Origin of the sequence: Streptomyces abyssalis (assembly GCF_001751365.1) — a bacterium.
GTDB lineage: Bacteria > Actinomycetota > Actinomycetes > Streptomycetales > Streptomycetaceae > Streptomyces > Streptomyces abyssalis.
This window is the reverse complement of record NZ_LJGT01000038.1, coordinates 746,622-769,699: the sequence shown is the minus strand read 5'-3', so window position 1 is coordinate 769,699 and position 23,078 is coordinate 746,622. Positions and strand designations below refer to the sequence as shown.

Genomic DNA, 23,078 nt, shown 5'->3' with positions numbered 1-23,078 from the left:
TTGCAACACAAGTGATCAACTGGCTGTTGCCAGGAGCTTAGCGAGGCGCTCGGCTGGGGTTTCCCAGCCGAGCGTTTTGCGTGGGCGGCTGTTGAGTTCGGCTGCGACGGCGTCCAGGTGGTCTCGGGTGTGGACGGACAGGTCTGTTCCTTTCGGGAAGTACTGTCGCAGCAGGCCGTTGGTGTTCTCGTTCGAGCCGCGCTGCCAGGGGCTGCCGGGGTTACAGAAGTAGACGGGGATGTCGGTGGCGATGGTGAATGCCTGGTGGGCGGCCATCTCCGAGCCCTGGTCCCAGGTCAGAGACTTCCGCAGGTGCGGCGGCAGGTCCTTCACGGTCTCGGCCAGCGCGTCTCGGGTGTTGCCCGCGCTGTGACCGGCCGGCAGGTGGACGAGCAGGACGTAGCGGGTGGCTCGCTCCACGAGGGTGCCGATCGAGGACTTGTGATCCTTGCCGATGATGAGGTCGCCCTCCCAGTGGCCGGGAACGGCCCGGTCGGCGGCCTCAGCGGGACGATCGCTGATCATCACCATGTTCGGGATGCTGCGGGGCTGGCGCTTGTAGGACTGTCGGTGGGGCCGGCGCCGTGCGCGACCGGTTCGCAGGGCTCGGGTCAGCTCGCGGCGGAGTTCTCCGCGGCCCTGGACGTAGAGGGCCTGGTAGATGGTCTCGTGCGTCACGTGCATCTCCGGCCGGTCGGGAAAGCGTGCACGCAGAGCGTGGCAGATCTGTTCCGGGCTCCATCGCAGCGTGAGGTGGTCCTGGATGAAGTCACGCAGCTGCGAGTTCTGCCCGATCTTGCCGGGCTTGGGACGCGGGCGCCGCTGTTCGGCTCGGCGATGGGCGGCATGCGGGCGGTAGACCCAGCAAGACGCGTCCCCGCGTAACGGCATGCCGTTACGGCGTACTTCTCGACTGATCGTGGACGGGCTGCGGTCCAGCTCGGTGGCAATCTGCCGGATCGAGGCGTTCTCCCTCAACCGGTCGGCTATGTGGATGCGGTCCTTCTCCTGGAGGTAGCGCGAGGAGCCGGAAGCCGAAGCCTCGACATGGATCGGAGGCTTCGGCTTCCCTGTAGGCGGCGCATGCCAGCCGTTGCGCCATCTCTTGCCGGTCCGCAAGTTGATGCCGACGATCCGGCAGGCCTCTCTGCTGCTGTAGCCCTGCTCCATGAGCCGGAAGTATGCCGCCCGCTCACGCGTCAGACGGCGCCCCTTCTGATGCCGGTCCGCCCGGATCTCGAAGTCCATCGCACCCCTTGAACTGGGGTGTTGCAACGACCACTAGAACTCAAGATGACTCGACGGGGGCTTGTCGCTGTTCAGCGACTGTGGCTGGGGCCGGGGTCGAACCGGCGACCTTCCGCTTTTCAGGCGGACGCTCGTACCAACTGAGCTACCCAGCCCGGGTCCGGGGGCGAAACCCCCAGTCGGGGCGTACCCCTCAGGAGGCGAAGCATCCGCATCCTGAGAGAAGCGGTCCTGACGGGATTTGAACCCGCGGCCTCCACCTTGACAGGGTGGCGAGCACTCCAAACTGCTCCACAGGACCAAGCATCGTGCGAGCACAAGTCTCGCACAGGTGGTGCGTGCCCCCAACGGGATTCGAACCCGTGCTACCGCCTTGAAAGGGCGGCGTCCTGGGCCACTAGACGATGAGGGCTGATGGCCCACCTGGGCGCTTCCGGTGAGTCAGCGCGTCGGGGACGTGAGAAGCATATGGGATAGCAGGAGCGTTCGCCAAAACGGTTACGGGGAGTTCGCCGGCCCCGGCGACGCGGCGGGCGTCGGCCCGGGGGAGCCGGACGCCGGTCCGGGAGACGGGGACCCCGGACCCGTCGTACTCGGGGAGGGCGAGGGGGAGGAGCCGGGCTCGTCGGCGAGGTGACGGGTGACCTCCGCCGTCGTCAGGCCGAGCCCGCCGAGGGTGATCTCGTCCCATGCCTGCAGCCCTCCGTCGTCGCGGTCGAGGTAGAGGACGGACGCCGAGACCTTCTGCGGTTCCTCCTTCTCCACCGCGCGCAGGCCGCCGCCGCCCGTCGAGCCCTCGATCATCAGCCGGGTGTCACGCGGCAGCAGCTCGTTGCTGCGCTGATGGGTGTGGCCTGCGAGGGCCAGCGGCACGAGGCCGTCGGTCTCCTTCGCCAGGACGGGGTTGTGGGCGACGGCGATGTCGACGGGTGTTCCGGCAGCCTTCTGGGCGCGGAGCGCGAGAGCCAGCCGCCGCCCGTCCCTCCGTTCCCGAGGGTCGCCCTCGGGTTTGACGGAGCGGTCCGGCGTGAACTGCGGGTCGCCCCAGCCGGCGAGGCGCAGACCGGCCACGTTGAGGGGCACGCCGTCGTCGAGGACGTGGACGTTGCTGCCCTCCTCCTCCCCCATCTCCTCGAACGCCTTCTGGGTCTTGTCCGAGTCGTGGTTGCCGCGCACCCAGACGTACGGGGCTCCGAGGTCGGTCACCGGCTCCAGGAAGCCGTTCTCGGCCGAGGTGCCGTGGTCCATCGTGTCGCCCGTGTCGATGATCGCGTCGATCTCGTACTGCTCCACGAGCGACTTGATGATCTGCCAGGCGGCCGGGTTGAGGTGGATGTCCGAGACGTGCAGGACGCGGGTCGTGGAGGGGTCCGGCTGGTACGCGGGGAGGGTGGAGGTCGCCTCGTAGAGCTTGGTCACATTGGTGACGAGGCGGGCCAGTTCACGCTGGTAGATGTCGAACTCGGTGACGATGCTGCGCGCGTTGCCGACGACCGAGGGTGCGCCGGCCAGCAGTCCCGAGAACTTCGGTTCGAGTACGGACTTCGGGTTCCACGTCGCGCACGCCGTCGCCCCGGAGGCCGCCAGCAGCGCGAGCGCGAGGCCGCCCGCGAGGGCCGCGCGGCGCGGGCGCCGGTACACGGCGAGGCCGAGTGCGCCGGCTCCGACGACGACGGCCACCGCGGAGCGCAGCGCGAGGTCGCCGGTGCCCGCCTTCACGTCGGAGGTGATCTCGCTCTCGAGTCCCTCCAGGCGCTCCGGATGGTCGACGAGCGCAGAGGCGCGCTCCTGGTCGAGCTGGTCGACGTCCACGTCGAGGCGCAGGGGTGCGGTGTGGCTGCGCAGTTCGAGGGCGCCCAGCGGCGAGACGTTGATCTTCGTGCCGCCCGTGAGGGCGGGACGCAGCGCCATCTTGGTGTCCATCGGGCCCACGGGCGCGTCGATGCTGCCCACGATCAGGAGGCCGAGCCAGGCGCCGGCGAGGGTGGTCGCGATGAGGCCGAGCGCACGTACGTACGGGCGGGGGCCGGGGACCAGCGTGCCCGGGAACTCCGGGACGTCCGGGGTGTCCGGGGTGCCCCCGGGCGGCGCCGTCGCCCGGCTGGAACGGGCTCCTCGGAGGCGGTGCGGGACGGGCAGTTTGCGTACCCATTGCGGCAGAGCGAGCGGTTTACGGGGCTTCCTGGCATCGCGGGCCATGAGGCCCCCTATGCCCGCACGAGCAGGCACCTATGCGGGAGTCCCGGAGACCGGTCGTGCACGGGGGAAGCCGGTTGGCCGACAATGGCCGGGTGCTGGAGATGACGCGCGAGGACTTCGAGGAGCTGGTGGCCGAGGCGCTGGACCGCATTCCGCCGGAGCTGACGAGGCTGATGGACAACGTCGCGGTCTTCGTCGAGGACGAGCCGCCCGCCGAGGACCCGGAGCTGCTGGGCCTCTACGAGGGCACGCCGCTGACCGAGCGGGGCGAGTGGTACGCGGGCGTGCTGCCGGACAGGATCACGATCTACCGGGGTCCGACGCTGCGGATGGTGGACGGCGAGGACGGCGGCCGGGAGGGAGTCGTCTCGGAGGTCGAGGTGACCGTCGTGCACGAGATCGCGCACCACTTCGGCATCGACGACGAGCGGCTGCACGAACTGGGGTACGGATGAGTTCCAGACGGGGGCCCGGACGGGGACCTGGACGGGGACCCGGCGGTGACGGCCGCCCGGACGGACCCGGTGGACCCGGCGGACACAGCGGACCCGGTGGCGATCCCGTCGATCCCGACGTCGATCTGCACGTGGCCGCGCAGCGGGCCGAGACCGCCGGACGGCGCGGGTCGGCCGTGCTCGCCGCCGTCGCCGCCGGTGGCGCGCTGGGTGCCGTCGCCCGCCTCGCGGTCACGCTGTGGCTGCCCGCTCGCGGCACGGCCGGTTTCCCGTGGGGGATCTTCGCCGTGAACCTCTCCGGCTGCGCCCTTATCGGAGTGCTGATGGCACTGATCGGCGAGGGCGGGCGCGACGCCCGCGCCCCCGCGCTGCTGCGGCCGTTCCTGGGCGTCGGTGTGCTGGGAGGCTTCACGACCTTCTCGGCGTACGCGCTCGACGCGGCGCATCTGCTGGAGTCCGGGCCGCGTGCCGTGCCGGCCGCCGTCGCGTATCTCGCCGGGACGCTGCTGGGCGCCCTCGCCGCGGTGTGGGCCGGAGCGGCGGCCACGCGTGCGCTCTTGGCGGTGCGCGAGGGGGCGGTGACGCGGTGACGACGCCGGTGACCTGGCTGCTGGTGGCGGCGGGCGGCGCGGTGGGCGCGCCCCTGCGGTATCTGACGGACCGCGCGGTGCAGGCGCGGCACGAATCGGTCTTCCCCTGGGGCACTTTCACGGTCAACGCGGTGGGCTGTCTGCTGCTGGGACTGGTGACGGGGGCCTCGGTCTCGGGCGCGGCCGGTTCGCGGCTGGTGGCGCTGCTCGGTACGGGGCTGTGCGGGGCGCTGACGACGTATTCGACGTTCTCGTACGAGACGCTGCGGCTCGCCGAACGCGGCCGCGTGGCCTCGGCGTTGGCGAACGCGGGCGGGTCGGTGCTGGTCGGTCTCGGAGCCGTCTTCGCCGGACTCGCTCTCGCGCGCGGCGTGTTGGCGTGACCTGTCGAGTGGCGCGGCAGTTGAGCAGGGCGCTTGCCCGGCTTGCCGTTTCCCGCGCCTGGAGGTCCCCGCCGTGCGCTCGTCCCGTTCCCCTGCCCGTTCCCGGTCCCGCTCCCGCTCCCGCTCAGGGGCCGGTGTCCGTGTACGTCTCACCGCCCCGGCCCGCCCGACTGCGGGCGTACGCAAAGGCGTTCGCGTCGCGAGCTCTGTCCGGGCCGCCCGTGCCGTCCGCGGTGCCGCCCGTACGGCCGCCTGCGCGCTGATGCTCGCGGCGCTGCAGGGATGCATGACGGTGCACGGCGACGGCGACGGCCGCGCACCGCGCGGGTCCTCGTCCTCCGGAGCGAGCGCGGGCGCCGGTGCCCGGATGCCGGAGGGCGGAGTCGGCGGCAGCGTGCGGCACGGCGAACGCGCGCACGCCGGCGACGGCTCCGGAAGCGGCGACGGCGCCAGGGCGCGGAAGCGCGGTGGCGCGGACGACAAGGACCGGGACGGCCGGGGGAAGCGCGACGGCAAGGACCGGCGGGGCGAGGATGACGCCAAGTCCGGTTCGGGGCAGCACAGTTCGGGCCGCGGCCAGGAATCCCCGGACAAGCCCGGGCGGCCGCGGCCACAGCGGCCCCCGCGGCCTGACCGTCCGCCCGCCCCGCCGAAGCCGAGTGTGCCGAAGCCCACTCCCAGCGACCAGAACCCGCCGACGCCGACGCCGACGCCGCCCACCAGCGGATAGTCCCGCGAGCGAGGCCGTGTACCGTTCTGGATCTCATTTGCGCGGCGGCCCGCGGGGTGCGTATGCTGGTTGATCGTTTGATCCCATTTGCCCGGCGCCCTGCAGAGCGCGCCGCGTGGCGCGTTTCTCTCAGCCGTGGCTGACCGCATAGAGGCGGTCGTTTGCGAATTCACGGAGTCTGGGCGCGTGCTGCTGAACTCCGGAAGGTTCGCATTTCGCATGTCTGTTGCCTCGATCGACGCTGTCCTGCCTGAGGACGAGGACACCGTCACCTTCGCCGATCTCGGGCTCCCCGAGCCCGTGGTGCGCAAGCTCGCGCAGAACGGCGTCACCATCCCCTTCCCCATCCAGGCCGCGACCATCCCGGACGCGCTGCAGGGCAAGGACATCCTCGGCCGCGGCCGCACCGGCTCCGGCAAGACCCTCTCGTTCGGGCTGCCGCTGCTGACCGGTCTCGCCGGCGCGCGCACCGAGCGCAAGCGCCCCCGCGGCGTCATCCTCACGCCCACCCGCGAGCTGGCCATGCAGGTCTCCGACGCGCTCCAGCCGTACGGTGACGTGCTCGGTCTGAAGCTCAAGGTCGTCTGCGGCGGCACGTCCATGGCGAACCAGATCACCGCCCTGGAGCGCGGCGTCGACATCCTCGTCGCCACCCCCGGCCGCCTGCGCGACCTGATCGGGCGGGGCTCCTGCTCCCTGCAGGACGTCGAGGTGGCGATCCTCGACGAGGCCGACCAGATGTCCGACCTGGGCTTCATGCCCGAGGTCACCGAGCTGATGGACCAGCTCCCCGAGGGCGGCCAGCGGATGCTCTTCTCCGCGACGATGGAGAAGGAGATCGACACCCTCGTACGCCGCTACCTGGTCACGCCCGTCGTGCACGAGGTCGACGCCGCACAGGGCGCGGTCACGACCATGAGCCACCACGTGCTGGTGGTGAAGCCGCGCGACAAGGCGCCCGTGACCAGCGCGATCGCCTCGCGCAAGGGCCGCACGATCATCTTCGTACGTACGCAGCTGGGCGCCGACCGGGTCGCCGAGCAGTTGCGTGAGGGCGGCGTCGGCGCGGACGCGCTGCACGGCGGCATGACGCAGGGCGCCCGTACGCGCACGATGGCGGACTTCAAGGACGGCAAGGTCAACGTGCTGGTCGCGACGGACGTCGCGGCCCGCGGCATCCACGTCGACAACATCGACCTGGTGCTGAACGTGGACCCGGCCGGCGATCACAAGGACTACCTGCACCGGTCCGGCCGTACGGCACGGGCGGGGCTGTCCGGCACGGTCGTCTCGCTGGCGCTGCCGCACCAGCGGCGGCAGATCTTCCGGCTGATGGAGGACGCGGGCGTCGACGCCTCGCGGCACATCATCGGGCGGGGCGACGTCTTCGACGAGGAAGTGACGCGGATCACGGGTGCCCGGTCGCTGACCGAGGTACAGGCCGACTCGACGGCCAACGCCGCGAAGCAGGCCGAGCGTGAGGCGGCCAAGCTCAGCCGTCAGCTGGAGCGCGCGCAGCAGCGTGCGGCCGAACTCCGTGAGGAGTCCGAGCGGTTGACGGCGCGCGCGGCGCGCGAGCGCGGTGACGACCCGGAGGTGGCCGTCGCGGAGGCCTCCGCGGCGCTCACCGCTGAGGTGGAGGAGGCGGTGCAGCGCGAGCTGCGCCGGGAGCAGCGCCGCGAGGAGCGCGAGCAGCGCGACCGTGAGCAGCGGGACCAGCGTGAGCAGCGCGACCAGCGCCGCGACGGGAAGCGCGACGATCGCAACGAGCGCGGCGGCGACCGCGACCGGCGCGACGGCGGCCGTCCGGCGTACAACCGTGGGCGCGAGCGTGACAGGAACGGCGACCGGGACCGTCCGCGTGACCGCGGCGAGGGCCGCCCGTCGTACAACCGCGAGCGGCGCGACGGCGACCGTGGCGGGTTCCGGCGCGACGACCGCCGCCCGGCGTCGTCGTACGGGCGGGACACCCGCTCGCACGACGACCGGCGCCCGTACGGCCGCCGTGACGATCACCGCACGGGTGGCCGCTCGTTCGACCGCCGGGCCGACAAGCCGCGATGGAAGCGCAACGGCTGACGCGGGCCCGTACGACTCCCCAGCACGAAGGCCGATGCCTTCGAAGCCCGGCGGTCCGCCGGGCTATGCTGCGGGGGCGGGCCGTTAGCTCAATTGGCAGAGCAGTGGACTTTTAATCCATTGGTTGAGGGTTCGAGTCCCTCACGGCCTACCGAATTGTCATTGCACGAGCACTTTCCTCCTGGCCCTGGCTGACGGTTTTCCGTCGGCCAGGGTTTTGCGTTTCAGCTGTGCCCTGGTCTGTGCGGTTCGGTCCGGGTAAGCCGGGGTGAATGGCTTCTGGCCGCCCTCGGCTCGGTGGGGCCTGCGTGTGCGGCGGGGCGCCGGCCAACCGCGTCGGGCGCGGCGGCAGACACGGCAACACCCCTTGCCCGGCAACGAGTTCCGCGACTGTGAGGAAGGGGCTGCCCGGGGCGGGAAGCAAGCAGGTGAAGATCGTTCGCGGGCGGGGGCGGGAGCCTGTGAAGACCCGGCCGGACCGGCAACTCGGGCTGATAGATAATCATCCCGACGACTGTCATCTTCCGACCCTCGTGGTCCTCATGCCTGGAACGGAGTCCACCCCATGCCCAAGTCCTTCTCTTCCTTCGCCACTTGGGGCCTCGCCGCCGCAGCCGCCGGAGCGCTGCTGGTCGGCTGCTCGTCGGAGGCGAAGATGCCCAAGGACAAGGTGGCGGACACCGTGGCCGAGAAGCTCGCCGCGCAGACGGGCCAGCCGAAGCCGGACGTGACCTGCCCCGAGGACCTCGTCGGCAAGGTCGGCACCTCGATGCGCTGCAAGCTCACCGCGAGCGACGGCAGCAGCCTCGGCGTGACCGTCAAGGTCACCTCCGTCGACGGCGACAAGATCAACTACGACATAAAGGCCGACCAGTAGGTCTCCTGAGGCAGACCGCCGCCTGAGGCAGATCAGGGCCCCCGCTCCCCGGACCTTCCGCCGGGATCGGGGGCCAGGCGGTTACCGCCAGGCGCGCGCCACGACCGCCACGGATACTCCTTGTCGACGACGAGCGTGAACTCCGTTTCTTCAGCCTGTGTTCGGGATTGCTCCGGCCGCCTGTCCACAACGTGATCCTCCGCCGATGTACCGCTCCGGGCTAGTCCCAGGAAGCGGGGGAGCCTCGACGCGATACGCGATGGGTCCTCCGCCGCCCGGACGGGACATGCGGGAAGATGTGTGATCCCAGGGCGCAGACTGTGCACGAGTGCGGGGGCGGTTGGCCCGCGAAGGGGCGTGGGGGATGCTGGCGCCATGAGTGGAATTCAAGCTGTCCTGATCCTGCTGTGGTGGGTTGCCGTAGGAGCGCTCGTGTTCTGGGTGTTCCGGCGCAAGGCCCGGAAGAAGCGCGAGGCCCGAGAGACGTACGCAGAGCTGCAGTCGTTCGCTGAGAGCCGTGGGTGGAGGTACGAGAACGGGGTGCCCGGCCTTGTCGACGCGTACCAGGGAGCATCACCGCTGCCGATCACGGCCAGCGGTCTCGGGGGGGACCATGTCGTCACCGGCTCCCACCGCGGATTCGGCTTCCGCGCCTTCGAATACCGCCACTACTCCACCGATCTCGACGTCGACGGTGCCGACACGAGCAGCGTCACCATTCACTCCTTCTGGGCTCTGAACCTGGGAGTGGAGGTGCCGGATCTGCGCATCTACCGTGACGGCTGGTTCGACACCGTGTCTCGGGGAAGGGCCATGGAGGTCGGAATCCCGCAGCTCGACAAGGACTTCCACATCGTCTCCAAGGATGAGGAGCGTGCTCGGGCGGTGTTGTTCGGCGGCCTGGCGGAGTTCCTCACGTCCGACCGTCGCGCTTCCGAGCTCGAATTGCGCCTCCACAACGGTCAGTTGATTACTTGGCGAACGCGGACCGGCCTGAGCAGCGCGACGTTCGATGGGCCCCTTGACTATCTTGCCGATGCCGCTGGTCACTTGGGGATCGGCACGCCCGCCCAGCCTCCGCGCCTCTAGCGCAGTCTTCCCCGAAGTGCCTCCCGCGCGGGGCCGCCAGGGCGGCGGTCCCGCGCGGTCCGCTGCGGTCGCCGAGGCGGGGCGAGCGCGAACAGTGCGATTGGATGTTTCCTGAGGCGCACGCTGTGGTCGCAATGTGAAGCTTCACGGTGGGGGGCATGGTGATGTAGGGGGCCGATGTTGGGCCATCCCAGCCACGCGAGACCCTGGCAGGGTCTCAATAACCAGAGTCTGAGCGTGAGTTCGCATCGAGCTCGGACGTACAGGGGGAGCGGATGGGCCAGTTCGATGTCGAGCCGTCCGAACTGCGGGCGGCTTCCAAGAAGATCAAAGACTCCGTGGACAACAGTGACAAGGTGAAGCTCAAGGAACTCGGAGATGCGAGCGGCGATTTCGGGCACGCTGACGCGGCCGCGGAGTTCAGCCAGCTGATGGCCACTTGGACGGAAGCCATCAAGAGCCCGATGAAGGAGGACGGGGAGAACTCGGCGGACAAGCTGAAGGAGAACGCCGAGTCGTACGAACGCTCCGAGCAGCAGTCACAGAACCACTTCACCGGGCCCGCGGCCGCCGGCCCTGGCCCGATCTACTGACGACGACCTACCAACGGGGACCGATGACGGCACAACTTGGCGACACCCAGAACCCGCGCGAACTGATACCGGGAAACCCGTCGAAGCTGACAGACGACGCGGACAAGCTTGACGATCACGCGAAGACCCTGGACGGCATAGGGGACAAGCTCGGCTCTGTTCGCATCCCCAGCTGGCGGGGACAGGCCAGCGACGCCTTCTGGGACGACTTCTCAGGCCAGAAGAAGAGGTGGCACCGCGGCTCGGACTCCCTGGCCGCAGCCGCAGGCGCACTCCGGGACTACGCCGGAACCCTCAAGTGGGCCCAGGGACAGGCGAGGGAAGCCGTCCGGCTGTATGAGGGAGGCGACGAGAGCGGCGGCATGCAGCTGCTGGAAACGGCGCGCTCCCAGGTCCGTTCGGAGGGCGACGCGGCGGCCAAGAAGTTCAAGGCGCAGGGCGGAGGCGGCAAGAACGCACCGGAGTGGCTCTTCTGGGCCTCCGAGGCGACGCAGGACGACACGGGCAAGACGTCCATGCAGATTGCCGAGATGATGCGGGCGCCCGACCCGCGACACGGCAAGGCCTGGGGCGACCACAAGAACATGTCGCAAGCGCAGAGGGAAGCGTTGCGTGAGGGCAGGGGGCCGGGCATCAGCGTTGCCGGTCCTTCCGTCAGCGGCGAAGCCAGTGCGTGGGGTGCTGAGGCCCGGGGCCGCGGGAACTTCGCAGGCGGCGAGGCCTCCGGCAAGGCCGGCGTCAACCTCCTCGGCGCACAGGGCACCGCCGGGGTGGGCGCCAGGGACGGGAACGTCACCGCACAGGCGTCCGGCAAGGCCTATCTCGCCCAGGCCACGGCCGAAGGCAAGTACGTGGCTGGTCCGATGGAGACCTCTGGCAAGGCCCAGGCATTCGCAGGCGCTGAGGCCAAGGCCAAGGGTTCCATCGGCACCGACGGCGCCCATGTCGGCGCCGAGGCCTTCGCCGGTGCCAAGGCCACCGCGGAGGGGCACGCCTCGGTGGCCGGTGTCGGCGTCGGTGGCGAGGCGGAGGCGTGGGCCGGTGCTGGAGCCGAGGCCCACTTCGATGCTGGCCGTACGGAGGACGGCAAGTTCGTCATCGGCGGCGATCTGGGCGTCGGCCTCGGCGTCGGCGCGAAGCTCGGCGCTGAGGTCGAGATCGACCCCGGCAAGGTCACCGATGCCGCCGGCGACGCGGCGGACGCGGTCGGGGACTGGGGCTCGAGCGCCAAGGACACGGTCGGCGGCTGGTTCGACTGACCGCCGGGGTGTGGCCCCGCTCGGGGCCACCCATCGGCCCCTCCCCGTCGCTTCCCGTACCGTCGAATCCGTACCGCAAGGAGTTGATCCACCATGCCGGGCACACTTCCGGTGCCGCTCGAGATCGAGCTTCCGCAAGGCTGGGAGTCGGCACCCCCGGACAAGGTCGGCGCCCCGCACGCCGCCTTTGTCGCGCTGCACAAGGCCTCACAGGGGCAGGGCTTCACGCCCAACATCACGGTCACCGGACACACCATCGAGGGCTCGCCTGGCCTGCACCGTCTCGCCGAGGAGTCGGTGCAGCGGCTGCGCGAGAACGTCGGCGCCGTCGACATCGTCAAGCGCACCGAGGTGGGCACCTCGTCGGCGCCGGGCCTCGTCGACGCCCCTGGGATCGTGCAGAACCTGCGCATCCAGGCCGCCGTCAACGAGCAGCCGATGGAGCTCGCGCAGAGCCAGTTCATCCTGGTGCTGGAGAACGAGAAGCAGCGCAGTGAACTCGTGCAGATCGAGGTCGCGTTGACGGCGAAGACGAGCCAGCTCCAGGACGTCCTGGAGGACTTCCAGGACTTCGTCGCCGCCCTCCGCCCGGCCACTCAGACGTAGCCGGGCGGCTGCCGGCCCGGGGCCGCGCCTCAGCTCAAGAGCGCGGCCCCGGGACTCAGCTCAAGAGCGCGGCCCCGGCGACGTGTCAGGCCTTGCGCTGCATGCTTTCCCTCGCGGGGTTGCCCTGGCGCTCGGCCTTCGGGCCCTTCTCGTCCTGCTTGGCGCGCACGCCCTGCTCGATCCGGGCGCCGACGGACGTGTCGATGTTGCGCCAGTACTCGAAGGCCCGTTGAAGTACGGGCTCCGTGACCCCGTTGAGCAGGTGCCCCACGACGTTGTCCACCAGCCGGTCGCGGGCGGCGTCGTCCATCACCTCACGCACCAGCGTCCCCGGCTGACCCCAGTCGTCGTCCTTCGCGTGCGAGACGTAGGCAGCGCGTGTGATCTCGCCGTCCGTGTACCAGCTGGGCGGGGTCCCGTAGCGCTCCGTGTCCGCCCTCGGCCCGCTCTTGGAGTTCGGCGCGTACACCGGATCGGTGGTCTTGCGGTAGGCCATCGCCCCGTCCTTGGAGTAGGTGTGCACGGGAGCGACCGACGCGTTGACGGGCAGCTGCTGGTAGTTGCCGCCGATGCGGTGGCGGTGTGCGTCGGCGTACGAGAAGAGCCGGGCCAGCAGCATCCGGTCGGGGCTCGGCCCGATGCCCGGCACGAGATTGTTCGGCTGGAACGCGGCCTGCTCGATCTCGGCGTGGTTGTCGGTCGGGTTGCGGTCCAGGGTCATCCTGCCGACCTCGGTCAGCGGGTAGTCACCGTGCGGCCAGACCTTGGTCAGGTCGAACGGGTTGAAGCGGTAGTCCTTGGCGTCCTCGTACGGCATGACCTGCACGTACAGCGTCCAGCTCGGGTACTCGCCGTCGCGGATGTGTTCGAACAGGTCGCGGGTGTGGTAGTCGGTGTCGGCGGCGGCCATCTGGTCTGCTTCGTGCTGGTCGAAGAACTCGATGCCCTGGTCGGTCTTGAAGTGGTACTTGACCCAGAAGCGCTCACCCGCGGCGTTGATCCACATGTAGGTGTGCGAGGTGTAGCCGTTCATGTGGCGCCAGGTGCGGGGGATGCCGCGGTCGCCCATCAGCCAGGTGACCTGGTGAGCGGACTCGGGTGAGAGGGTCCAGAAGTCCCACTGCATGTCGTGGTCGCGCAGGTTGTTGTCGGCACGGCGCTTCTGCGAACGGATGAAGTGCTGGAACTTCATCGGGTCCTTGACGAAGAACACCGGCGTGTTGTTGCCGACCATGTCGTAGTTGCCTTCGCTGGTGTAGAACTTCACCGCGAAGCCCCGCGGGTCACGCCATGTGTCCGGGCTGCCCCGCTCGCCCGCCACGGTGGAGAACCGCGTCACCAGTTCGGTCCTGGTGCCGGGCTGGAACACCGCGGCCTTGGTGTACGCACTCACGTCGCTCGTCACCTGGAAGTGGCCGAACGCCCCGCTGCCCTTCGCATGGGGCTGCCGTTCGGGAATCCGCTCCCGGTTGAACTGGGCCATCTGCTCGATCAGATAGGCGTCCTGCAGCAGGATCGGCCCACCGGGGCCGACGGTCAGGGAGTGCTCGTCGCTCTCGACAGGAATGCCGGCATCCGTCGTCGTCGGGTTCCGGTCCGCGTTCGCCATCGCTGCTTCTCCTTACACCTGGGCCCAGTGGCGGGACCCGCAGCCCCGGCGCGCGCAGCACCTCCGGAGGCTTGCCGTAACCCTGCGGTTTCCGCTCACTGATCCGTACTGAGGCCCTGTCGCGTCATTGGGTGACCTCTTCGGAACAGGTCAAACATGGCGATATCCGCGTGGGCTGCCGTATGCGTGAGCGGACCGCTCGGCACGGTGCGTACGAGCTGGACAGCCCGTCCGGGCGGAGGGCTCAACACAGACGGCCGACCTGCGAGAACCGGACCCTGCGACGTCACTCGAAAGGGGACCCCTCAGCGGCTGACGGCCGGGCGCAGGACCGGCGCCACCGGCCTGCGCCGTGAGGTCTGCGGCTGCGCCTCCGCCTCCGCCGGAACCTCGATGGAGCAGCCGCGCAGCCGGCGGGCCATGCGCCAGCCGCCGCAGCCCAGTTGGAGCTGAAGGTCCCAGGTGCCCGGGGCCAGCGGCCGGCCGTTGTCGGCCGAGGAGGGGTCGACCGTGAACTCGGTCTCGAACCCCAGGGCGCACAGGTCCGGTTCGCGGTTGCCGCCACCCGGCAGACGGGACGTCAGCCGGTCGGTCAGCCGGTCGGTCAGCCGGTCGGTCAGCCGGTCCGGCAGCCGCATCCGGCGGGCCGCCTTCGCCACGAAGTCGGCCGCGGTGCCCTCCTGCCGCAGCGGCACCTCGACGACGCGGTGGGTCAGCGGAACGCTCAGCGTGGTGCCGCCTTCGCGGTGGCGGAGCAGGCCCCGTACGTTGCTGCGCCGCACCGCCCCGGTGAAGTCGGCCGCCTCCGCGGCCTCCGGCACGGCGGCCACACCGGGCGCCAGCTGAAGCCGGTAGCGGTTCCGGGCGCGCGAGAAGGGGAGCGGAAGAGCGCGGGCACCCTTCTCCTCCGTGCGGACCAGCCGGGTGCCGCACCTGACGGTGAGCCGTCCGTCCTTCCATCCGGTCGACCGGACGACGGGCCGGTGGTCGACGCCCGCTTCGAACTCCGCGTGCTCCTCCAGCAGTTCACGCTCGCCCCGCCGCGCGAGGGCCCCGACGATCCGCAACCGCGTCGGCAGTGACGTGTCGGTTTCCGGCGGCAGGTCGCACGCCAGGGCGCTGACGGCCTCGAACCATTCGGCCCTGCGACGGGCGGACTGCCCGAGCAGGAGCTCCCCGCTGATCCGGGCGAGCGCCTTCTTCCCGTACCAGTTCGCCGTCAGACGGCGGCGGTGCCGGCCGTGCGGTACGTACGTGTCGGGCGCGTCCAGGATCGCGAGCACCTTGCGGACGCTGTCGAGGTACGGGCCCGGCTCGATCGACTCGTAGCTGATGTTGTGGTCCTCGCTCCGGTGCCGGACCCAGTGGTAGCAGGTGTAGTCGTGCACCGTCGCCACGCGGCTGGTCAGCAGGTAGGCACGGAGGGTGAACATGTGGTCTTCGAGCCGCACTTGGCCCTCTTCGAAGCGCAGCCGGTTCTCCTGCAGGAAGCTGCGCCGGAAGAGCTTGTGCACGGTCATCGAGGCCAGCAGCGCGGTGTCGGACCGCAGGTCGGCGGACGCGATCGGCTTCTCGAACAGGGCACGCGGCGCGCGCCGTCCATGACCTGCCATCCGGCCGATGACGATGTCGGCCCCGGTTTCCTCCGCCCGCGCGCAGGTGCGCTCCAGTGCCTCGGGCGCGAGCCAGTCGTCGTCGTCGACGAAGTGGACGAACTCGCCGCGGGCGGCGTCCATTCCGATGTTGCGCGGCCTGCCTGGCCAGCCGGAGTTCGCCGTCCGTATCACGCGGATCGCCGGTTCGGCTCCCTGGCGGGCGAGTTCGGACTCCAGCAGCGCGACCGTGTCGTCGGTGGAGCCGTCGTCGACGTAGATGACCTCGAAGTCGGTACGAGGCATGGTCTGCGCGAGGAAGGAGTGCAATCCGGTCAGGATCGTCTCGCCGGTGTTGTGGGTGGGAACGACGACGGTCACCTTGACCGGCGTCGTCCGGCTGACCGAGGGCGGCGTGACAGGCACTGCGACCTTTCAGGTGGATTACGGATCAATTGCATGCCTACCCGTACGTTCTGAAGTGAAAGTTAACGACGTCCGACAACCCGTGACGACAGTGTGAATCGGCCTTGCGCGCGCCCCGGTTCACGCCGTGCGCCGCCCGCGTTCCACGCCGTGCGCCGCCCGCGTTCCACGCTCACCGCGGAAGATGCCGTGAGAAGGCTCATTCACGCACGGAGAGCGCCGTGCGGCGGCAGCAGTTACTTGCCGGGGCCGTCGGCGGGCGCGAAGGCGGCTCGCGCCATTACGCAGTCGAACTCGACGACGCGGCCTGTGGCGGCCTCACGCGTCACCGGGTACATGCCGGTGATCTCGAAGCCCGCGTCCTGGTAGGCGGTGATGGCCTCGGTCATGTGCGGGCTTCCCTCGTACAGCCGCAGCGCCGCCACCTCCGACTGCATCCCGACGTACTCGTCGATCCGCTTGCCGGCGCCGGCGAAGACCTCCATGTCGAAGCCCTGAGTGTCCATCTTCAGGTACGGCCGCGGGTCCGCTATGCCCTCCAGGGCCTCGTCCATGACCTCGTCCAGCCGCCTGACCTGCACCTGTGTGGTGGTGCTGGTGTCGGCGAACCGCTTGTAGCGCTGCTGCCCGTACGCGCTCGGCTCCAGCAGTGAGTTCATGGTCTTCCAGCCGAGGTGCATGGTCTCGACCGATTCGCCGCGCCCCAGCGCGCAGGGGTACACCAGCCAGTCCCGGTCCCGTTCGGCGGCCTTGCGCAGCTTGGCCAGGGCGTCCGGGACGGGCTCGAAGGAGACGATCCTGCCGCGGTAGCCGGACTCGCGCAGCTGCTTGCCGTACTGCCCCTTGTTGGCTCCGACGTCGAACACGCAGTTCACTTCGTAGTTGACCAGGAAGTCGGCCACGTGCCGTGTGCAGAGGCTGCTTGCGGCCGCCTTGTGGAGGCCCCACCCGTCCCGGGGGGCACGGCTGCTCCTGGAGAGCTTGCCGGCGACCAGCCACGCGTCCGAGCTCAGCTTCGTCGCGGTGTAGCCGCCGCGCCGTGAGATCACGGCAGCGCCCGGGCCGAGATCGAGTACCTGCACTCCCAGCCGGGACGCTGCGCCGAGCACCTTCCTGAACATAGTTGTCATATTGTGAGGCTAGGCTTGCGGCTTCCATTTCTGTCAAACAGAAGGTCCGGCCGTACTGCCCGTTCGGCGTTCCGGCGAGCGCGGATGCTTCCCGAACCTCTCCCGGCCGCCGACGTCGCCTCCGCCGATGCCCGGCCTTCACTCGGCCAAGGTCCCGAACGCCGCGCATGCTCCGCCGGATTCGTGCCCGTTCCGCGTCCCGAGAGGGTTCACGCCGTCGGCACCGGCGCGGGCGGCACGGGTCCCGTGTAGCGGGCGGAGGGGCGGATGATCTTCGAATCCTCCGCCTGCTCAAGGATGTTGGCGCTCCAGCCCACCACGCGCGCCGCGCAGAACGTCGGCGTGAACATCGTGCGCGGCAGACCGCACAGCTCCATGACGACGCCCGCGTAGAACTCGACGTTGATGTGCAGCTCGCGGCCGGGCTTGAGTTCGGCCAGCACCGCCTCGACCCGTTCCTCGACCTGTGAGGCGAACTCGACCAGCGGGCCCCCGAGTTCCTCCGCGATGCCCTTCAGCATGCGTGAACGCGGGTCCTCGGTGCGGTAGACGGGGTGCCCGAATCCCATGATCCGGCCTCCCTCACGTACGCGCGCGCGGATCCACGCGTCGATGCGGTCGGGTGTGCCGATGGCGTCCAGCGCGTCCAGGGCCCGGCTCGGGGAACCGCCGTGCAGCGGGCCGGAGAGGGCGCCGATCGCACCCGTCAGGCACGCGGCGACGTCGGCGCCGGTCGAGGCGATCACGCGGCCGGTGAAGGTCGAGGCGTTGAAGCCGTGGTCGACGGTCGAGATCAGGTAGCGCTCCACGGCTCGGGCCTCGCGCGGAGCGGGCTCCTCACCGGTGAGCATGTAGAGGTAGTTGGCGGCGTACGGCAGGTCCTCGCGCGGTTCGACGGGCTCCAGCCCCCGGCCGAGCCGGTGCAGCGCGGTCAGCAGCGTCGGTACGAGCGCGCAGGCGGCGAGCGCGTCCTCGCGGCGCTCGGCCGGCGTGAGGTCGTAGACCGGACGCAGCCCGGCCGCCGCGCCGGCGAGGGAGAGCGCGGTGCGCAGCCCGGCGAGCGGGCCGGAGGCGGCCGTGGCCCGTGAGACGGCGGGCAGTGCCTCGCGCACCGGGCGGGGGAGGCGGCGCAGCGCGGCGGTGCGCTCGGTGAACTCCTTGAGGGCGGCGGGGCCGGGGAGTTCCCCGTGAAACATCAGATGCCAGACGTCCTCGAAGCTGCGGTGCGCTGCCAGCTCCACCGCCGAGTACTGCCTGTAGTGGTAGAAGCCCTCGCGCCCGCGTACGTCGCCGAGGGCGGTGTCCGTGACGACGACGCCGGAGAGCCCGCGCGGTACCTCGATGCCCTGCTGCTCCATGGTCCGGATCTCCGTTCCCCGTTCCGCAACCCCTTACTTGATTCGACTGTCCATGCTGTACTGAATGCTGTCAATGTTGATTGAATCAATGCAGGGCCCAGTGCTAATGCTCAGGAAACCGATGCACGAGGGATCAATGCCAAGGGGAGCGCGGGTGCCGGTGTGAGCGAGAACAGCGAAGGCGACGAGGGCGCGGGCGACGGCGGTCGGCCGGACGAGCGGCCCCGGCTGAGCACCCGGCAGGCCGCCGAGCGACTGGGTGTGAAGCCCGAGACGGTCTACGCCTACGTCAGCCGCGGTCTGCTGAGCAGTCGCCGCTCGGCCGGCGGACGCGGCAGCACGTTCGACGCCGCCGAGATCGACTCGCTCGCCGCCGCCGCCCGCAGGCCCGCCGCCACGGCGCGCGAGGCCGCCCCGGACGCCATGTCCGTACGTACCGGGATCACGCTCATCGAGCCCGACGGCTGCTGGTTCCGTGGCGTCGACGCCCGTGAACTGGCCGCGGCCCGTGGCTTCGAGGAGGCGGCCGATTGGCTGTGGACGGGCCGCCTCACCCCAGGGCTGCGTTTCACCGCCTCTCCCCCGCTGCTCGGCGCGGCCCGCGCGGCAGCCGAGGCGCTGCCCGGGCACTGCGCCCCCACGGACCGGCTGCGCGCGGCGGTCGTCGCGGCTGCCGCCGCGGACCCGCTCCGCTTCGATCTCGCCGAGGACGCGGTGATCGCGCGGGCACGCGGGCTGCTTCCCGTGCTGGTGGGCGCGCTGCCGCTGCGTGGCGACGACCCGGGGCCGGAGGCCCCGCTCGTCCGGGCGCTGTGGTCCCGGCTGACGGGACGCCGCCCGTCGGAGGCGTTCGCCCGCACCCTTGAGCGGGCGATGGTCCTGCTTCTCGACCACGACCTCGCCGCCTCTACGCTCGCCGCCCGGGTCGCCGCCTCCGCGCGTGCGCACCCGTACGCGGTGGTCTCCGCGGCGCTCGGCGCTCTCGACGCCCCGCTGCACGGCGCCGCCGGTGCGGGTGCGCACCGCATGCTGGCCGAGGCGGTCGAGCGGGGGAGCGCCGCCGCCGTCGTCGCCGGCACCCTGCGGGCGGGGCGCCGCGTTCCGGGGCTCGGACACCGCGTCTATCCCGGCGAGGACCCGCGGGCCACCGCCCTCTTCGCATGGCTGGAGGAGGTGCCGCGGTGCGCGCCCGCGCTGGAGGCCGCCCGCGCGGTCGCGGCCACGGCCGGACGGCCCGCCAACATCGACCTGGCGCTGGCGGTGCTCACCCTCGGCGCCGGCATGGGCCCCGAGGCGAGCGAGGCCGTCTTCGCCGTGGCCCGTACGGCGGGCTGGATCGCCCACGCGCTCGAGGAGTACGGGGAGCGCCCGCTCCGGCTGCGGCCCAGCGGTCACTACACGGGTCCGAGGCCGCCCGTCGCCGTGCCGTAGGTCGCCGGCGCATGCGCCGATCCACCGGGGCGGCCGCGACGAACCACTCAACGACAGTTGTGTACACGTACGCGCGAGAAGGAGCGGAGGCACATCTGATGTCCTGCGCGGACGACTCCCCCGTACACGGCCTCCCCGGCAGGGCGCCTGCCGGGGAAGCGCCTGCCGGGGAATGGAACCGTATCGAGATCCACGGTGAGGTCAGCAGCGTGGGCCCCTCGGAAGACCATCCCGGCCTGGCGCGGATCGAGCTGACCGTTCCGCCGGTCGCCGGCTGCCCCGACGGGACTCCTGAGGAGTCCCGGGCCGCGCTGGCGCAGTGGCTGCTCGCCGCCCAGGCGGGCGGCCTGGTGACGTTGCGGCCTGGCGGACGCCGGGCGGATGAGGCCTCCTGACGCGGCCTGGCCTGGCCTGGCCTGGCCTGGCCGGCCCGCGGCCCGGTCCGCTCCGCCTGGCCTGGCCTGGCTTTGCGCCGGTGGTCGGGGTCCGTACGCCGCCGGGTACCCGGCTCGTACGCCCCGGGGAGAGGGCCGTGGGATTTCCGCTTGCACCTGACGTCACGTGAGGGCTCATCGTGAAGTGCGTACGAGAGAGGAGCGGAAGATGAGCTACTCCGTGGGACAGGTCGCCGGGTTCGCCGGGATCACCGTGCGCACCCTGCACCACTACGACGGCATCGGACTGCTGGTCCCCAGCGAGCGCACCCACGCCGGCCACCGCCTGTACGGGGACGCCGACCTGGACCGGCTCCAGCAGATCCTGTTCTACCGGGAGCTCGGCTTCTCGCTCGAAGAGGTGGCGGTCCTACTCGACGACCCGGACGCGGACCCGCGGGAACATCTGCGGCAGCAGCACGAACTGCTGCGTTCGCGGATCGAGAAGCTGCAGAAGATGGCCGCCGCCGTCGAACACGCGATGGAGGCAAGGAAGATGGGCATCAATCTCACGCCCGAGGAGAAGTTCGAGGTCTTCGGCGACCACGACCCCGACCAGTACGCCGAGGAGAGCGAGCAGCGCTGGGGTGGCACCGAGGCCTACCGCGAGTCGCAGCGAAGAGTCTCCTCCTACACCAAGGAGGACTGGCTGCGCATCAAGGAAGAGGGCGAGGACTGGGGGAGACGCTTCGTCGCGCAGATGGAGAGCGGCGAAGGACCGGAGTCCGAGGCGGCGACGGACCTGGCCGAGGAGCACCGGCAGCAGATCTGCCGCAACTTCTACGAATGCCCGTACGAGATCCATACCGGTCTCGGCGAGATGTACGTCGCCGACGAGCGCTTCACCGCCCACTACGAGGCGATCAAGCCGGGGATGGCCGAGTACCTGCGGGACGCGATCCTCGCGAACGCCGTCCGCCGCGCCTGACGCGCGCCCGCGTCCCTCGGGGCCCCGCGTCCCTCCGGCGCTCCGCGCCTGAAGGGCGCAGGCACCCGGCACCGCCGGCACCCGCCGGCACCGCCGCGTCCCGGCGCCGGGGCGCCGCCGCCCGGCCCGTGGCGCGCGGGAGACGGCGCCGCTGGACACCAGGCCCCGGCCCCGCCGGGCCGGGAGCCCCGCGCGGACCGTCACCTCGGCGGTCCGGCGGCTCTCCCGGCCAAGGGCATCCGCCGGGGCTGGCGCAGTCCGTGAACGGCATCCCGCCTCCCGCACCCCGCGGCCGCGAGCAGAGGGGCCGTCCGGGACCGCCGGCCCGGCCCCGGGCGTCCGCAGCCAACTCCGGTGGGCCGCTCGCCCGTTCTTAGACCACGTGGGTCAACATCCCCTCCCCGACTCCCCACGCTCGGTGCGCCCCGTAGGAGCGGGCCCCGCCCCGCACGATGTTGGAGCGGTCATGCCGAGAACGGGGGCGGCGAACACCACGGGCGAGTGAGGGGCTTCGCGATGGCCGAGCTGTATATCGACGGTGAGTGGACCGCGAGCGTCTCCGGTGGATTGCGCGACGTGATCAACCCGTTCGACGCCTCGGTCATCACCACCGTCGACGAGGCGGACGAGACGGACGTCGACATCGCGGTACGGGCCGCCAAGCGGGCCTTCGAACGCGCCGACTGGGCATGGGCGCCCGCCCGCCGCCGCGGAGACGTCCTCTACCGCCTGCACGAACTGCTCCTGCGCGACAAGGAGCAACTGGCCCGCATCGAAACCCTGGACACCGGCAAGACGCTCGCGGAGTCCCGCCTCGACATCGAGGACATCGCGGGCGCCTTCCGCTACTTCTCGGAGATCGTGGGCAAGGAGGCGGGGCGGGTCGTCGACGTCGGCCCGGACGTGCTCAGCAGGGTCGTGCACCAGCCCGTCGGCGTGTGCGCGCTGATCGCGCCGTGGAACTACCCGCTGCTCCAGGCCTCGTGGAAGGTCGCGCCCGCACTCGCCGCTGGGAACACCTTCGTGCTCAAGCCGAGCGAGACCACTCCGCTGACGACGATCGCCCTGATGGGACTGCTGGAGGAGGCCGGTACGCCGCCGGGAGTCGCCAACCTCGTGCTGGGTGCGGGCGGCTCCGTGGGCGCCGCGATGACCTCGCACCCGGAGGTCGACATGGTCTCCTTCACCGGGGGCCTGGCGACCGGGCGGAAGGTGATGGAGGGCGCCGCGTCCGGCGTGAAGAACATCGCCCTCGAACTGGGCGGCAAGAACCCCAACATCGTCTTCGACGACGCCGACTTCGATGCGGCGCTCGACTACGCCCTGGACGCGGCCTTCCTCCACTCGGGGCAGGTCTGCTCGGCCGGCTCCCGCCTCATCGTCCAGTACGGCGTCCACGACCGCTTCGTGACCGAACTCGCCTCCAGGGCCCAGGCGATCCGCCTCGGCGACGGACTCGAACCGCTCACCGAATCCGGCCCTCTCAGCTCCGCGGAGCACCGTGCGAAGGTGGAGGACTACCTGGAGATCGCGCGCATGGACGGGGCGCGGCTCGTCACGGGCGGCCGGCGGCCCGACGATCCCGAACTGGCCCGTGGGTTCTTCCTGTTGCCCACCGTCTACGCGGACTGCAAGCCGACGATGCGCATCGTGCAGGAGGAGGTCTTCGGACCGGTGGTGACGGTGGAGCGCTTCTACACCGAGGACGAGGCGCTGGAGCTCGCCAACGACACCCGGTACGGGCTGGCCGGCGGCGTGTGGACCAACGACGCGGGCCGCGCCCAGCGGGTGGCGAACCGCCTGCGCCACGGGACGGTCTGGATCAACGACTTCCATCCGTACGTGCCGCAGGCCGAATGGGGCGGCTTCGGCAGGTCCGGCATCGGACGGGAGCTCGGGCCGACGGGACTGCGCGAATACCAGGAGGCCAAGCACATTTACCACAACCTCTCGCCCGCACCGTCCGGTTGGTTCAAGGGCTGACGCACAGGCTGAGTTACCGGCTGACGACGGGTGGACGGGATGGGCGGCGGACAAGTGGACGGCGTGGGCATGAGCGCAT

The 23,078-nt window shown here is 70.7% G+C and carries 20 protein-coding genes and 4 tRNA genes; 15 read left to right on the top strand and 9 right to left on the bottom strand.

Annotated features, from left to right (window positions below; genetic code table 11):
• Window positions 1-15: 15 nt before the first annotated feature.
• The 5 genes from AN215_RS10630 to AN215_RS10610 all read right to left on the bottom strand — a co-directional run bounded on the left by AN215_RS10630 (window position 16) and on the right by AN215_RS10610 (window position 3,447).
• Complete coding sequence (locus AN215_RS10630; RefSeq protein ID WP_070008649.1) at window positions 16-1,248, bottom strand: IS30 family transposase; 1,233 nt, start codon at window positions 1,246-1,248, stop codon at window positions 16-18.
• A gap of 81 nt (window positions 1,249-1,329) precedes the next feature.
• A tRNA-Phe gene (locus tag AN215_RS10625) sits at window positions 1,330-1,403 on the bottom strand.
• Window positions 1,404-1,474: 71 nt separating this feature from the next.
• A tRNA-Asp gene (locus AN215_RS10620) sits at window positions 1,475-1,549 on the bottom strand.
• A gap of 38 nt (window positions 1,550-1,587) precedes the next feature.
• Window positions 1,588-1,660: transfer RNA gene (locus AN215_RS10615), tRNA-Glu, on the bottom strand.
• An 86-nt stretch (window positions 1,661-1,746) separates the two neighbouring features.
• Complete coding sequence (locus tag AN215_RS10610; protein WP_070031146.1) at window positions 1,747-3,447, bottom strand: metallophosphoesterase family protein; 1,701 nt, start codon at window positions 3,445-3,447, stop codon at window positions 1,747-1,749.
• A gap of 92 nt (window positions 3,448-3,539) precedes the next feature.
• Here AN215_RS10610 and AN215_RS10605 point away from each other — a divergent pair, with 92 nt between their 5' ends.
• From AN215_RS10605 to AN215_RS10555, 11 genes are all read left to right on the top strand, one after another.
• Window positions 3,540-3,902 (top strand): metallopeptidase family protein, encoded by a 363-nt coding sequence (locus AN215_RS10605; RefSeq protein WP_070012873.1) that lies wholly within the window; start codon window positions 3,540-3,542, stop codon window positions 3,900-3,902.
• A 131-nt stretch (window positions 3,903-4,033) separates the two neighbouring features.
• Window positions 4,034-4,492 (top strand): fluoride efflux transporter FluC, encoded by a 459-nt coding sequence (locus AN215_RS10600; protein WP_338057920.1) that lies wholly within the window; start codon window positions 4,034-4,036, stop codon window positions 4,490-4,492.
• Window positions 4,493-4,500: 8 nt separating this feature from the next.
• Window positions 4,501-4,875 carry a fluoride efflux transporter CrcB gene (crcB, locus tag AN215_RS10595; protein ID WP_070013822.1) on the top strand — a complete coding sequence of 125 codons (375 nt, stop codon included), beginning with the start codon at window positions 4,501-4,503 and terminating at the stop codon, window positions 4,873-4,875.
• Between the two features lie 286 nt (window positions 4,876-5,161).
• On the top strand, window positions 5,162-5,605 hold the full coding sequence (locus AN215_RS10590; protein WP_139140716.1) for a hypothetical protein: 444 nt from the start codon (window positions 5,162-5,164) through the stop codon (window positions 5,603-5,605).
• A 219-nt stretch (window positions 5,606-5,824) separates the two neighbouring features.
• Window positions 5,825-7,684, top strand: a complete 1,860-nt coding sequence (locus tag AN215_RS10585; protein ID WP_070013823.1) for a DEAD/DEAH box helicase — start codon at window positions 5,825-5,827, stop codon at window positions 7,682-7,684.
• Window positions 7,685-7,762: 78 nt separating this feature from the next.
• Window positions 7,763-7,835 (top strand) — tRNA-Lys (locus AN215_RS10580).
• A 414-nt stretch (window positions 7,836-8,249) separates the two neighbouring features.
• A complete protein-coding gene (locus AN215_RS10575) occupies window positions 8,250-8,561 on the top strand; it encodes a DUF4333 domain-containing protein (RefSeq protein ID WP_070012875.1) in 312 nt (103 codons plus the stop codon).
• Between the two features lie 375 nt (window positions 8,562-8,936).
• Window positions 8,937-9,650, top strand: a complete 714-nt coding sequence (locus tag AN215_RS10570) for a hypothetical protein (protein ID WP_070012876.1) — start codon at window positions 8,937-8,939, stop codon at window positions 9,648-9,650.
• A gap of 275 nt (window positions 9,651-9,925) precedes the next feature.
• Window positions 9,926-10,243: a WXG100 family type VII secretion target gene (locus tag AN215_RS10565; protein ID WP_070012877.1), complete on the top strand. Its 318-nt coding sequence runs from the start codon at window positions 9,926-9,928 to the stop codon at window positions 10,241-10,243.
• Between the two features lie 23 nt (window positions 10,244-10,266).
• The gene (locus tag AN215_RS10560) at window positions 10,267-11,502 is read left to right on the top strand and encodes a putative T7SS-secreted protein (RefSeq protein WP_070012878.1); all 1,236 of its coding nucleotides are present in this window, start codon (window positions 10,267-10,269) and stop codon (window positions 11,500-11,502) included.
• Window positions 11,503-11,595: 93 nt separating this feature from the next.
• Window positions 11,596-12,108: a hypothetical protein gene (locus AN215_RS10555; protein ID WP_070012879.1), complete on the top strand. Its 513-nt coding sequence runs from the start codon at window positions 11,596-11,598 to the stop codon at window positions 12,106-12,108.
• An 85-nt stretch (window positions 12,109-12,193) separates the two neighbouring features.
• Here the strand turns inward: AN215_RS10555 and AN215_RS10550 are convergent, their stop codons facing one another.
• The 4 genes from AN215_RS10550 to AN215_RS10535 form a co-directional block, all read right to left on the bottom strand.
• Window positions 12,194-13,717, bottom strand: a complete 1,524-nt coding sequence (locus AN215_RS10550) for a catalase (protein ID WP_070012880.1) — start codon at window positions 13,715-13,717, stop codon at window positions 12,194-12,196.
• 305 nt (window positions 13,718-14,022) lie between these two features.
• Window positions 14,023-15,735 (bottom strand): glycosyltransferase family 2 protein, encoded by a 1,713-nt coding sequence (locus AN215_RS10545; protein ID WP_070012881.1) that lies wholly within the window; start codon window positions 15,733-15,735, stop codon window positions 14,023-14,025.
• 236 nt (window positions 15,736-15,971) lie between these two features.
• Entirely contained in the window at window positions 15,972-16,865 is an 894-nt protein-coding gene (locus AN215_RS10540; protein WP_070012882.1) for an FkbM family methyltransferase, read from the bottom strand.
• 209 nt (window positions 16,866-17,074) lie between these two features.
• On the bottom strand, window positions 17,075-18,223 hold the full coding sequence (locus AN215_RS10535) for a citrate/2-methylcitrate synthase (protein WP_070031144.1): 1,149 nt from the start codon (window positions 18,221-18,223) through the stop codon (window positions 17,075-17,077).
• A 162-nt stretch (window positions 18,224-18,385) separates the two neighbouring features.
• Between AN215_RS10535 and AN215_RS10530 the strand changes: the two genes are divergently transcribed.
• The 4 genes from AN215_RS10530 to AN215_RS10515 all read left to right on the top strand — a co-directional run bounded on the left by AN215_RS10530 (window position 18,386) and on the right by AN215_RS10515 (window position 22,999).
• Entirely contained in the window at window positions 18,386-19,654 is a 1,269-nt protein-coding gene (locus tag AN215_RS10530) for a citrate/2-methylcitrate synthase (RefSeq protein ID WP_079122877.1), read from the top strand.
• Between the two features lie 98 nt (window positions 19,655-19,752).
• A complete protein-coding gene (locus AN215_RS10525; RefSeq protein ID WP_070012883.1) occupies window positions 19,753-20,049 on the top strand; it encodes a hypothetical protein in 297 nt (98 codons plus the stop codon).
• Between the two features lie 208 nt (window positions 20,050-20,257).
• Entirely contained in the window at window positions 20,258-21,016 is a 759-nt protein-coding gene (locus tag AN215_RS10520) for a MerR family transcriptional regulator (protein WP_070012884.1), read from the top strand.
• 516 nt (window positions 21,017-21,532) lie between these two features.
• Entirely contained in the window at window positions 21,533-22,999 is a 1,467-nt protein-coding gene (locus tag AN215_RS10515; protein WP_070012885.1) for an aldehyde dehydrogenase family protein, read from the top strand.
• The last annotated feature ends 79 nt before the right edge of the window (window positions 23,000-23,078 follow it).

What these genes read in the sequence shown, in the direction of transcription:
- AN215_RS10540 (WP_070012882.1), bottom strand. Translation starts at nt 16,865, where the DNA reads ATGACAACTATGTTCAGGAAGGTGCTCGGCGCAGCGTCCCGGCTGGGA.
- AN215_RS10570 (WP_070012876.1), top strand. Translation starts at nt 8,937, where the DNA reads ATGAGTGGAATTCAAGCTGTCCTGATCCTGCTGTGGTGGGTTGCCGTA.
- AN215_RS10560 (WP_070012878.1), top strand. Translation starts at nt 10,267, where the DNA reads ATGACGGCACAACTTGGCGACACCCAGAACCCGCGCGAACTGATACCG.
- AN215_RS10520 (WP_070012884.1), top strand. Translation starts at nt 20,258, where the DNA reads ATGAGCTACTCCGTGGGACAGGTCGCCGGGTTCGCCGGGATCACCGTG.
- AN215_RS10525 (WP_070012883.1), top strand. Translation starts at nt 19,753, where the DNA reads ATGTCCTGCGCGGACGACTCCCCCGTACACGGCCTCCCCGGCAGGGCG.
- AN215_RS10515 (WP_070012885.1), top strand. Translation starts at nt 21,533, where the DNA reads ATGGCCGAGCTGTATATCGACGGTGAGTGGACCGCGAGCGTCTCCGGT.
- AN215_RS10555 (WP_070012879.1), top strand. Translation starts at nt 11,596, where the DNA reads ATGCCGGGCACACTTCCGGTGCCGCTCGAGATCGAGCTTCCGCAAGGC.
- AN215_RS10535 (WP_070031144.1), bottom strand. Translation starts at nt 18,223, where the DNA reads ATGGAGCAGCAGGGCATCGAGGTACCGCGCGGGCTCTCCGGCGTCGTC.
- AN215_RS10565 (WP_070012877.1), top strand. Translation starts at nt 9,926, where the DNA reads ATGGGCCAGTTCGATGTCGAGCCGTCCGAACTGCGGGCGGCTTCCAAG.
- AN215_RS10550 (WP_070012880.1), bottom strand. Translation starts at nt 13,717, where the DNA reads ATGGCGAACGCGGACCGGAACCCGACGACGACGGATGCCGGCATTCCT.
- AN215_RS10575 (WP_070012875.1), top strand. Translation starts at nt 8,250, where the DNA reads ATGCCCAAGTCCTTCTCTTCCTTCGCCACTTGGGGCCTCGCCGCCGCA.
- AN215_RS10630 (WP_070008649.1), bottom strand. Translation starts at nt 1,248, where the DNA reads ATGGACTTCGAGATCCGGGCGGACCGGCATCAGAAGGGGCGCCGTCTG.
- AN215_RS10590 (WP_139140716.1), top strand. Translation starts at nt 5,162, where the DNA reads ATGACGGTGCACGGCGACGGCGACGGCCGCGCACCGCGCGGGTCCTCG.
- AN215_RS10610 (WP_070031146.1), bottom strand. Translation starts at nt 3,447, where the DNA reads ATGGCCCGCGATGCCAGGAAGCCCCGTAAACCGCTCGCTCTGCCGCAA.
- AN215_RS10585 (WP_070013823.1), top strand. Translation starts at nt 5,825, where the DNA reads ATGTCTGTTGCCTCGATCGACGCTGTCCTGCCTGAGGACGAGGACACC.